Annotated in this window: 6 protein-coding genes and 1 rRNA gene; all 7 read right to left on the reverse strand. The window is 27.7% G+C overall.

The window, feature by feature from the left end; all coding sequences use genetic code 11:
- Positions 1 to 987 precede the first annotated feature (987 nt).
- Complete coding sequence (gene glgD / locus ACYUET_RS18790) at positions 988 to 2,094, reverse strand: glucose-1-phosphate adenylyltransferase subunit GlgD (protein ID WP_460282167.1); 1,107 nt, start codon at positions 2,092 to 2,094, stop codon at positions 988 to 990.
- Positions 2,095 to 2,117: 23 nt separating this feature from the next.
- Complete coding sequence (locus ACYUET_RS18795; RefSeq protein WP_460282168.1) at positions 2,118 to 3,278, reverse strand: glucose-1-phosphate adenylyltransferase; 1,161 nt, start codon at positions 3,276 to 3,278, stop codon at positions 2,118 to 2,120.
- 132 nt (positions 3,279 to 3,410) lie between these two features.
- Positions 3,411 to 5,225: a glycoside hydrolase family 13 protein gene (locus ACYUET_RS18800; RefSeq protein WP_460282170.1), complete on the reverse strand. Its 1,815-nt coding sequence runs from the start codon at positions 5,223 to 5,225 to the stop codon at positions 3,411 to 3,413.
- Positions 5,226 to 5,239: 14 nt separating this feature from the next.
- The gene (locus ACYUET_RS18805) at positions 5,240 to 7,675 is read right to left on the reverse strand and encodes a glycogen/starch/alpha-glucan phosphorylase (RefSeq protein ID WP_460282171.1); all 2,436 of its coding nucleotides are present in this window, start codon (positions 7,673 to 7,675) and stop codon (positions 5,240 to 5,242) included.
- 29 nt (positions 7,676 to 7,704) lie between these two features.
- The gene (gene glgA / locus ACYUET_RS18810) at positions 7,705 to 9,141 is read right to left on the reverse strand and encodes a glycogen synthase GlgA (protein WP_460282173.1); all 1,437 of its coding nucleotides are present in this window, start codon (positions 9,139 to 9,141) and stop codon (positions 7,705 to 7,707) included.
- A 37-nt stretch (positions 9,142 to 9,178) separates the two neighbouring features.
- Positions 9,179 to 11,221, reverse strand: a complete 2,043-nt coding sequence (gene glgB, locus ACYUET_RS18815; protein WP_460282175.1) for a 1,4-alpha-glucan branching protein GlgB — start codon at positions 11,219 to 11,221, stop codon at positions 9,179 to 9,181.
- Between the two features lie 1,467 nt (positions 11,222 to 12,688).
- Positions 12,689 to 12,794, reverse strand: a 5S ribosomal RNA gene (gene rrf / locus ACYUET_RS18820); the annotation flags it as partial.

A 12,794-nucleotide genomic window follows, 5' to 3' on the forward strand; every position in this document is an offset into this window, starting at 1 on the left:
GTGTTAGGCACGCCGCCAGCGTTCGTCCTGAGCCAGGATCAAACTCTCATAAAAAAGTTTAATCTTAGCTTACTTTTCAAAAAGAATTGCTGGTTTACTTAAATGTATTTTATATATTCTGTTCAATTTTCAAAGACCATTTTCTTTCGCTCCAACTCTCGTTGTCAGCTTTTGTTTTTTTGTGTCACCACCAAGCGACTTTTTTAGTATATCACCTGATTTGAATACTGTCAATAAGTTTTTTCCAAGTTTTAAATAACTTTTCCAGTTCTGTAACTTGTTTTACTTATTACTTTCTGCGACGTGTTTTATCTTATCATCTAATTAAATAATTGTCAACAAATTTTATTTAGGCATATAAAAATAAATAACAAATCCAAAATTGCAATGGATATTTTCCATCATACAAGGAGACAAATTGCCCTCATAACACGCCTATTAGTTCAATTTGATGATGAGCAGAGAACCAAAAATAATGCTCCAAATTTTATATTTGGTTGGCAGAACTTTCACAGAGTGCAATCTATGATTTTGTGTAAATCTCTTACTCAGCGAGCGTATGCGAGTCTAGCTTCCTATGATGGAAAATATGCTGACAAATGGATTTGTTATTTTTTATTGTGTATTATTTAAATCGTTAATGAAACTAATCTAGTTACTCCCTACTTTAATTAACAATTCACAGATATATGAATAATTAAAGTTAAAAGACACCAGCCCTTGTTAAGATATCTTTTAATAATAGTAAATCATTTGGATTTAGGTTTATTTCTTAACCTTTAAACAAAATTCTACTTTAAGTTATCAACAGCTTCTTTAAAGTAATATAAATCCCTAACAGATAAAAAATGAGTATATTATATTAATAGCCCTTCAACATATCTAATTATATAAATAAACTTGAAAAGGTTAATATACAAATTTTATATTTTATTTCTATAAACCATTCTACAAATACATATAAGTAGAGATTCCTATAATTAATATTTATAGGAATTGCTTTTTCATAAGAACTAATGGATATATATGTGATCCTACTAGCTTTTCACCTTTTTTAACTTCTGTTCCTTTATCTGCAATTACACTATCTAATATAGTAAAATCACCTATAACACTATTTTGCATAATTACGCAATCTTTAAGTTTAGCATTTTTTCCAATATAAACTCGTCTTCCTATTATGCAATTTTCCACCTTACCTTCAATATAGCATCCATTAGCTATAATTGAATTCACAACCTCACTAGTACAAGTATAATGTGTTGGGGCTTCATCTTTAACCTTTGTATATATAGCTTTATCTTCTTTAAATATTTCTTTACTTATCTTTCTATTTAACAATTTCATATTACTATCATATAAAGCTTTAATAGAGTTTATACAATTTAAATCTCCTTTAAATTCATATCCACCAACTCTTAAAGTATCTAAATTACCATGTATAAAATGTTTTACTTTTTTATACATTCCACTTATTATACAATCTTGAACAATATCAATAAATAATTCCCTTGATAAAATATACATTTCCATACTAATATCAATTTCTTTATCTCTTCCTACATTTTCTCCAACACTTATTACTTCATTTAAATCATCAAAATTTAACACATCACATCCAACAAATTCTTTATTACCATTGTTTACTTTTTTATAAACCATTGTAATATCATGTCCACTATTTTTATGATAATCTATTATTTCTTTATAATCTATATTACATATCATATATGATGGAGTTAAAATTACATATTCTTTGTGGCTACGTTTGAAAAATTCTATATTCTCTGCAAAATTACGAACATCTTCATAAGCTGGTTCAACCTCTCCAAAGTTAAACACTCTTAGTCCATCTTTTTTTCTATGCAGATCCCAAGGTCTACCATTTGTTAAATGATCTATTAATGATCTAGATTTATTTTTAGCAAAAAGACCTATACTATCAATGCCTGAATTAGTCATATTTGATAAAACGAAATCTATAATTCTATACCTGCCGGCTATTGGAACTGAAGCAAGAGGCCTATTTACAACTAATTCTCCCATTTTACTCTCATTTTCATCTAAATTTATTATTCCTAAACAGTTATTCATACCCATATCCTCCATCATATCTTTTATACTACCTTACTTTTTTCTATTATAGTACCCATCTTTATTTCCTCTTTAGCAGCAACAATGGCTATCTCATCACCTAATCCTATTCTGCAATCTTTTCGTATTATTGCATTATTACCAATAATGGCTTTTTCAATTACTACATTATCCCCTATCTTTGCATTAGTCATAATAACTGAATCTCTGATTATTGAGTTTTTACCAACTTGTACACCTTGGAATAGAACTGAATTCTCAACTTCTCCATTCACTACACAACCTTCAACTATAAGTGAATTAGATACCCTAGCTGTTTCCCCTATATATTGAGCAGGTCTTACTGGATTGTCTGAATATATTTTCCAATCCTCATCATGTAAATCAAGTTCATTATTGTCTTTTAATAAATCCATATTTGCTTGCCAAAGACTATCAATAGTACCTACATCTTTCCAATAACCTTTAAACGGATAAGCAACCATTTTACTTCCATCTCCTAGCATGCTTGGAATTATATCTTTTCCAAAATCATTACTAGATTCCTTATTTAGCTCATCATTCTTTAAATATTTCTTTAAAGTCTTCCAATTAAAGATATATATACCCATAGATGCTAAATTACTCTTAGGATTTTTAGGTTTTTCCTCAAATTCATATATTGAAAGATCATCTCTAGTATTCATTATTCCAAAACGACTCGCTTCATCCATAGGAACTTCTATAACTGCAATAGTAGCCTCTGCATTTTTTCCCTTGTGAAAGTCTAGCATTTTTGTATAATCCATTTTATAAATGTGATCCCCTGATAATATCAATACATATTCTGGATCATATCTATCTACAAATTCTATATTTTGATAAATGGCATTTGCTGTCCCTTTATACCAATTCCCGCCTTTTTCTTCTTGATATGGTGGTAATATACTTACCCCGCCACTTTTTCTATCTAAATCCCACGGACCACCTATTCCAATATGTGCATTTAACTCTAATGGTTTATATTGAGTTAATACACCGACTGTATATATTCCTGAATTCGAACAATTACTTAACGGAAAATCTATTATTCTATATTTCCCTCCAAATGGTACTGCTGGTTTAGCTAATTTTTTAGTAAGAACTCCTAATCTAGACCCTTGTCCTCCTGCCAATATCATTGCTACAATTTCATTTTTTCCCATAAATGAATTCCCCTCTCTATTCCCCTAATTCTCATATATAAAATCACTTGTTTACTATAAATTTATTATTAAATTACACGTTAGAAAATAATAGACAATTATCATTTTGAACTATTATTTTCTTTGATGTATCTAAATCTCAGCTAAAATATAAAATTCATGAGCTGATAATGTACTATTAGTAGTTATATTAATTTTTTTATTTCTAAACAAATCCATATATGCTCCTTCAATTTCTGGGCATTCTATAAGTTTATTTGAAAATGAATTATTTACTATAACCACAATACTATTTTCCTCATATCTTCTTTCATAAATACATATTTCATCTGCTGTATCATAAATTTTTAAATTCCCTTTTTTTAATATCTCTTCATTGTTTCTTATTTCTGTAATTTTTTGATAAAATTCAATTATTTTATCATTCTCTTTCCCCCACGGATATGGTTTTCTGCATTCTGGATCTTTTCCACCTTCTAATCCAGCCTCATCCCCATAATAAATTACCGGGACGCCTGGTAATGTCATTTGCAATACTATAATTAACTTTAATAAATCTAATTTTTTATCTAATACCGTTAAAATTCTTTCAGTATCATGTGTGCCTATAATATTCATATTTGCATAAAAATTTTCTCGAGGATAATTTTCATATAAACACATTATTTTCTTTTTAAATTTACTTGATTTAATATACCCTTTAACAAAATTAATTAAATATTCTCTTAATGGATAGTTCGTAACAGAATCTAATTCTCTTCCAAATAAATATTCTCTCTTTTTTGAATAACTTATTTTATTAGATGCATCTTCCCAAACTTCGCCTATTAAAACATTATCTTTATTAACACTGTTCATCTTCTTCTTAATCAATCTTATAAATTCATCAGGCAATTCATCTGCAACATTTAATCTCCATCCACTTGCACCTAAATTCATCCATTTTTCTATAATTGAATCTTTTTTATTTATAATATAATCTAAATAACTTTCTTCTAACTCATTAACATTAGGTCTATTTTCAAGGCCCCACCATGATTCATATTGATAAGGATAATTTATAAATCTAAACCAATTATAATATTTTGAGTTTGGAGACTGATAAGCTCCTATTTCATCATAATTTCCTAATTTATTAAAATACTTACTATCAGAACCAGTATTACTAAATACACCATCTAATATAATCTTAATCCCTTTACTCTCTGCAACTTTACATAAATTATGAAATTCATCATTGCTTCCAAACATTTCATCCACAATTTCATAATCTCCTACATCATATTTATGACAACTAGCTGATTTAAATATAGGACTTAAATAAATTATATTTGCACCTAATGATTTAATATAATCTAATTTTTTTAATATACCTTTTAGATTTCCACCATAGAAATCCCATCTTAATACCCTTCCCATATTATCTTTTATATACATAGGTTCATCATTCCAAGTAGCATATATAAAAGAATTTTTCTTAGGAGAGTTTATTTTTTTATCATCATTACCATTAAAAAATCTATCTACAAATATTTGATATACTATTCCTTCTTTATACCAATTTGGAATATTACATTTCTCATAAACTGTTATTTGATATGGCACTGGGTCATTTATATATAATTGTCCCTCGCCACCCAGTCTTTCATCATTATTTCCATAATAAATTCTTCTATATCCATCAATTAAAATAAAATAATATTGTAAAATTCCTATATTTTTTGATGTATCTATTTCTGCTGAATACTTATAGTCTCCATTATTTAAATATTCTTTTTGCATTCCAATTTGTGAGCTATCACCATTAAAATTTACAACCTCTATAGCTACCATTAAATCCTTATTAACTACAATTGATAATTTTACCTTTTGACCTAGCTCTACCGCACCAAAAGGTTTTCTAAAATTTTTATCTTGAGAATTATAAACCACCTTTATGTCATCCATTAACTTAGTCCTTCCTATAGGTTCTTATATAGTACTTCAGATCCCCAGATTCCTGTTGCATATTGTTCAATAGTTCTATCTGATGAAAATATTCCTGAATGTGCTATATTAACACCACACATCTTTTGCCATTCTTTTTTGTTTCTATATAGTTTATCTATTGTATCTTGAGCTTTTAAATAAGAATCAAAATCTTTTAACACAAAAAACTCATCGTTATAAGTAATTAAGTTTTCATATATACTCTTAAATCTATCTCTATCATTATGATATTTTCCATTTAGCAGATCATTCAGTACATTCTTAATTCTTGGATCATTATTGTACATTTCTAATGCACTATATCCGCCATTTCTATAATAATTCAATACTTCATCTGCATTTAATCCAAAAATAATTATATTATCATCGCCAACTTCATCTTTTATTTCTATATTAGCTCCATCTAATGTTGCTACTGTAATTGCTCCATTCATCATAAATTTCATATTTGAAGTTCCAGAAGCTTCTTTAGTAGTTGTAGATATTTGTTCACTTACATCTGTTCCTGGAATTATCTCTTCTGCTAATGAAACTCTGTAATTTTCCATAAATATTACTTTTATTTTGTCATTAACCCTTGAGTCACTATTTATTTTATCTGCAACATTATTTATTAGCTCTATAGTATTTTTAGCAAGATAATATCCTGGTGCTGCCTTTCCTGCAAATATAAAAGTCCTTGGATGAATATCTAAATTAGGATTATCTATTAATTTATTATACAAATCCATTATCCTTAAACAGTTCATAGTTTGTCTTTTATATGCATGTATCCTTTTCACTTGAACATCAAATATAGAATTAGGATCCACTGCAATATTTTGATTTTGGAATATTATCTTTGCTAATTTTTGTTTGTTTTCAAATTTTATTTTTGCTAATCTATCTAAAACCGAAGTGTCATTCAAATGATTCTCAAAATTTTGAAGATCTAACGGATGTTTAATAAAACCATCGCCTATTGTTTCACATAATAATTTTGTAAGTTTAGGATTACTCTTTAAAAGCCATCTTCTATGAGTTATTCCATTTGTCTTATTATTAAATTTATTAGGATATAAATAATAAAAATCACTCATTTCCTTCTTCTTTAATATTTCTGTATGAAGTTTTGCTACTCCATTAATACTATGGCTCCCTACTATAGCTAAGTGTGCCATTCTAATTTGACCATCACCTATTATAGCCATTCTAGATATTTTATTTTCTTGACCCGGGAATTTACTCCAAAGCTCTTCACAATATCTCCTATTTATTTCTTCAATAAGCATATATATTCTTGGAAGCAACGCTTTAAACATATCAATAGGCCATTTTTCTAATGCTTCTGCCAAAATTGTATGATTAGTATACGATATTGTTTTTTCAGTTATTCTCCATGCATCTTCCCAAGCTAATCCCTCTTCATCTAGTAAAATTCTCATAAGTTCTGGTATTGCTAAAGTTGGATGAGTATCATTTATGTGAATTGATATCTTATCATCTAATTCTAAAATGTTACCACCATGCTTTTTAAAATGTCTTATTATACTTTGAATACCCGCTGAAACAAAGAAATATTGTTGTTTTAATCTAAGCCTTTTACCTTCATAAAATGAATCTTCTGGATATAATACTTGAGATATAGACTCTACTGAATTTTTATATTCAATTGCTTTTAAAAAATCTCCTCTACTGAATGAAGAAAAATCAAATTCATTTGAAACTGCTTCTGCACTCCAAAGTCTAAGAGTATTAGCAATCCCATTTTTATAACCAACAATTGGTGTATCATATGGTACTGCTAAAACTGGTGCATAATTTACATGAACAAAAGTTAACCTTCCATTACGTTCTTCAACTTTAATGTCCCCTCCAAATTTAACAATTTCAGCTTTATTTGAATTTCTTCTTTCCCATACATTTCCGTCTCTTAACCAGTCATCGGAAACCTCAACCTGCTTTCCATCAATTATTTTTTGTTCAAAGAATCCATATTTATATCTAATACCACATCCATGACCTGGTATATTTAATGATGCCATAGAATCTAAAAAACAAGCTGCCAGTCTACCAAGTCCTCCATTTCCTAATCCCTGATCTTCCTCTAAATTTTCTAACTCTTGTAAATCTATATTAAGTTCTGCTAAACCCTCTTTACAAATATCTCTAATTCCAATATTCAACAAAGCATCCCCTAGCAGTCTTCCTAATAAAAATTCCATTGAAAAATAATAAACTTGTTTTTCACCAGTTTTGTTGTATTTTTTATTGGTTCTTAACCAAGTCCTTGTAACATAATCTCTTACTAAGCTTCCCAACGCTTCATATTTTTGTTGGTTGGTACCTTCTTTAAGCTCTATTCCATGCATTTCTAAAAATTTATTTACATATGCTTTTTTAAATGATTTCTTATCCATTGTTACCATTTAGCTTCCCCCTATACTGAGATTTAATATTACCTATATTCCAACTCCTTATACATATTTAAATATGCTTCAGCAGATTTGCTCCAACTATTATCAGAATTCATTGCTTGTTTTACTATATTGCTCCATCTATTCTTGTCATAATACATTCTTAATGCGTAATCTATCATATAAAATAATTCATCTGCATTATAGTTATAAAAACTAAATCCGTTACCCTCTCCTGTATATTCATTATAGGCTCTAACTGTATCTCTTAATCCACCAGTTTCTCTTACAATTGGAATTGTTCCATATCTAAGTGCTATCAATTGGCCCAGTCCGCAAGGTTCAAATAATGAAGGCATTAAAAACATATCTGCTGAAGCGTAAACTTTATGTGCTAATACATTATCAAATTTAATATTTACAGACACTTTATTTCCATATCTTTTATTTAACCACCTAAAATGTTCCTCATAATATTTATCCCCAGTCCCAACTATAACTAACTGGATATCTTTTTGTAATAATCTATCTGCTATTGATACTAACAAATCCAGCCCCTTTTGACTTGTTAGCCTAGTTACCATTCCAATTAAAGGGGTATCCTTATTAACATTTAATCCAAGTTCTCTTTGAAGAGCTTCTTTATTTAAATATTTTTCACTTATATTATCAACACTATAATTTTTAGCTATTACATTATCAGTTTGTGGATTAAATTCATCATAATCTATACCATTTAATATTCCTCTTAGTGCATAAGATTTTTCTCTTAATATACTCTCTAATCTTTCACCATATTGAGGAGTTTTAATTTCTTCTGCATAACTATAACTAACAGTTGTAATAAAATCCGAATAAATTATTGCACCCTTCATAAATCCTACACCATCATCAAATTTTAAACTCTTATCTAAGTATGGTTGATAATCATATCCAAATAGTTCTGGTAAAATTACAGGGTCAAAAACTCCTTGGAAAAGTATATTATGAATTGAAAATACTGTTTTAATATTCCAATAAAACATATCTTTTTTCATATACTCTAATTTAAGTAAAACTGGAATCATTCCTGTTTGCCAATCATTACAATGTATAACATTTGGTTGCCAATCTAATTGCTTTATCATATCTAATACAGCCCTATCAAAAAAAGCAAATCTTTCAGCATCATCATAATATCCATACATATCATCTCTATAGAAGTAATATTCGTTATCTACAAGATAATAAGTTACTCCGTCACAAGTATATTCTGATATACCACAAAATTGATTTCGCCAACCAACATTTACTGTAAACCACTTATCAAATTTTAATCTATCTCTTAATTCATTATTTATTCCTTTATATTTAGGTATTACAACTCTAACATCAACGCCTTTTTTAGCAAGTTCTTTTGGTAATGCCCCAGCTACATCTCCTAACCCACCACTTTTAATAAATGGATTTGCTTCAGAAGCCACAAATAAAACCCTCATTATTTTCCCTCCTACTTTTACAACTTCTACTATTCTTCTATTCTTCTAAATCCTTAAGTTTATCCATTATCTCTTTAATATCTTCTATCTCTTTAATATCTTCTATCTCTTTGCTATCTTCTATCTCTTTGCTATCTTCAGATTTTTGAATAAAATTCTCAATTTGTTCATCATCTTCGGAAACATCTTTATTAATAGATTTTATTTTAAAAATTACTGTGGCCATTGGCGGTACTTTAATATTCATTGAATATGGTTGATTATGAAAAGCTACTTTTTCTGATAATAATGTTTCACCGATTACTTGACCTGAACCACCAAACTTAACATCATCAGTATTTAATACTTCTTCATATTCACCTAAAAATGGCACACCTATTCTATAATCATAGTAAACAACTGGTGTAAAATTGCTTATAAATATTAAAGTATCATCATCAATTCTACTCCTTCTTATAAACACCAATATACTTTGAGAAGTATTATCTGCATCAATCCATGTAAATCCATTTGCATCATAATCCAATTCCCAAAGTGCCTTATTATCAAGATAAAAATGATTTAATTCCTTAAAAAATGATAATGTTTGTTTATGCATTTCATATTTGTCAATTAAAAACCATTCTAAACTTTCATATTCTCTCCATTCTATAAATTGACCAAATTCACATCCCATAAAAAGTAACTTCTTACCTGGATGTCCCATCATATATGAAGCGAATAATCTTAATCCTGCGAATTTATTCCAATAATCTCCCCACATCTTGTCCACTAAAGATTTTTTACCATGTACAACCTCATCATGAGATATTGGAAGTATAAAATTCTCTGAGTGATTATACATCATTGAAAAGGTAACCTTATTATGATTATATTTTCTATATATAGGATCTAATTTTATATACTCTAAAGTATCATTCATCCATCCCATGTTCCATTTAAAGTTAAAACCTAATGATTCACCACTATTGGATTTACTAACATTTGGCCAAGCTGTTGACTCTTCAGCAATCATTAAGGCATTAGGAAACTCTCCCAAAACAGCTCTGTTAAGCTCTTTTAGAAAATCTATACCTTCTAAATTTTCTCTTCCGCCATATTTATTAGGAACCCATTCATTTTCTCCTTTGTTATAATCTAAATAGAGTATACTAGAAACGGCATCTACTCTAAGACCATCAATATGAAACTCTCTTATCCAATACAGTGCATTAGATATTAAGTAACATCTTACCTCAGGTCTTCCCAAATCAAAATTACATGTTCCCCATCCTAAATTTTCTGATCTCCATTCTTCTGAATATTCATATGTTGGTGTTCCATCAAATTTATATAATCCGTGAGCATCTTTACAAAAATGGCCAGGAACCCAATCAAGAATTACACCTATATCTTCTTGATGTAATTTATCTATTAATTTTTTTAATCCATTTGCATCTCCATATCTACTAGTTGGTGAATAATAACCCGTTCCTTGATATCCCCATGATTGATCTAATGGATGTTCACATATCGGCATCAATTCAATATGTGTATAACCCATCTCTTTAACATATTTAGGAAGTTCTTCGCTAAGTTGTTCATATGTTAAAAAGTTGTCATCTTCACTTCTTTTCCATGAGCCTAGGTGTACTTCATATATGTTCATTGCACTTTCAAAAATATTAACTTTATTTCTTTTATTAAGCCATTTTCTATCATTCCATTTAAAGTTATTTAATTCACAAACTATAGATGCAGTATTGGGCCTTAATTCACTTTCTATTGCATATGGATCTGACTTATATTCACTTTGCTCTTCATCTTTGTCAATAATACAATATTTATATTTAGATCCTACCTCTACTCCAACTAAAAACAAGCTCCATAATCCCTTATCTGTAATTTTTTCAAGTCTATAATCTTTATCAATTTCAAAATTATTAAAATCTCCAACTAAATAAACCTCTTTAGCATTAGGAGCCCATGTTGTGAATCTAACACCTTTTTTTCTTTTTTCAGTTTTAATATGAGCACCTAATATATCATAAACATTATAATTTTTACCTTCATGAAATAGGTTTGTATTTTCACTAGTCATATCAAATTTATTTATTTTTCTTCCATACTTTTCAGCATATCTTGTTTTCTTATTTGATTTAACATTTTTATTTTTTTTATCAGACCTTTGGGGATTTTTCTTTTTATCAGAAATTGATTTACTATTTTGAATTTCTTTTATAGATAGAGCCTCCTTTGGATTTACACTTGTTTTAACAGAATCTGTTGCATCTGTAGATTTTAAAGAAGTGCCTTTAATATCATTTTCCTTTACTTTAATTTCTTGGTTTTTGGTTAGTTTTATATTTTCTAAGTCATCACCTAAATCATTTCCCACCTTTTTACTATTTTTGTTACTGCGTTTCAAATTAGCCCCTCCTATCTAAATTCTCTTTGTATACTTATTTTTTATAATTAATATGTAATAATATATTACATAATGATGTTAATTATATTTTACCAAATTCTTGAATTTATTTCACTCGATTTTGCTCGTTTTGATTGCTTTTTTAAACCCTTTATTTTTGCCTAATTTCTTATCTTTTTACAAAAAAATCTCTTTTATATCATCCCTATGTTTTTTTCTACACGCATAAATCCCCCTTTTAAGAATATACAGATAATTCTTTACTTTTAAGTATATAGTTTTAAATTAATATATACTTAAAAGTAAGGCTATAAATTGCAGTCTGTTTCCATGTGTATTCTATTAAATAAAAAATTATTCCATATAATTTAAATTAAAATATTATCTTTTATTTATTGTACAGAAACATATCTTAGTCTATCTTTTTAATAATAATTATAGATAACGCCTTAAAAAGTTATAATATCAAAATGTATATTATAACTTTTCATATATATTTTCATACTTCTGTAGAAAACTATAAATAATACTCACCAAAATATAGATAGTGACTTTTTTAATATATGACATGAGAAAAAATTTGTGCATCTAATATTAAAATTTATAATGTATATGTTGTAATATGATTTCTACAATCAAATTTTAAATTTAGTTTTAAATTATCTTTAACAAGATGATTTAAATAAATGTAAAATTTAAATTGTAATATATATAATATAAAATGTATTGTGATAATATTTCTGTATAAGATAATAAGATAATTTTATATATAATTAAATGAGTTAATTAATTATATATGTAAAGCTAATATTTTTACGTATTAAAAAAAGCTATGTATAAATGATTTTCAAATTTTATACATAGCTAATTATTTTTTTATTCTCTTTAAAATCCCTCTTAAATGACTATAATTTATAACATTTTAAATCCAAGTATAAAAAACTTGCTCTGTAACGCTTTAAATTAAATAAACTAATTTAAAGGGGTTTATATAAAAAATAATAATATTTAAACAGAGTTATTCTTTTAAATATTATTATTTAAATGTGATCATTTTTTAATTCATTAGACTTATTAAATTTTCTCTAATTTTACATAAACTAAAAAAGAGATAGTTATAATAACTATCTCTTTACACTTACCTGGCAACGTCCTAATCTTCCACACAGTCTCCCATGCAGTACCTTCGGCGCTATAGATCTTAACTGTCCTGTTCGGAATGGGTAGGAGTGTTACTTCTATGCCA

Source organism: Clostridium sp. CTA-5 (assembly GCF_054768135.1).

Bases quoted from the DNA above. Each gene is read 5' to 3' on its own strand.
- glgD (WP_460282167.1), bottom strand. From the start codon at position 2,094: ATGAATAACTGTTTAGGAATAATAAATTTAGATGAAAATGAGAGTAAA.
- ACYUET_RS18795 (WP_460282168.1), bottom strand. From the start codon at position 3,278: ATGGGAAAAAATGAAATTGTAGCAATGATATTGGCAGGAGGACAAGGG.
- ACYUET_RS18800 (WP_460282170.1), bottom strand. From the start codon at position 5,225: ATGGATGACATAAAGGTGGTTTATAATTCTCAAGATAAAAATTTTAGA.
- ACYUET_RS18805 (WP_460282171.1), bottom strand. From the start codon at position 7,675: ATGGTAACAATGGATAAGAAATCATTTAAAAAAGCATATGTAAATAAA.
- glgA (WP_460282173.1), bottom strand. From the start codon at position 9,141: ATGAGGGTTTTATTTGTGGCTTCTGAAGCAAATCCATTTATTAAAAGT.
- glgB (WP_460282175.1), bottom strand. From the start codon at position 11,221: ATGACTAGTGAAAATACAAACCTATTTCATGAAGGTAAAAATTATAAT.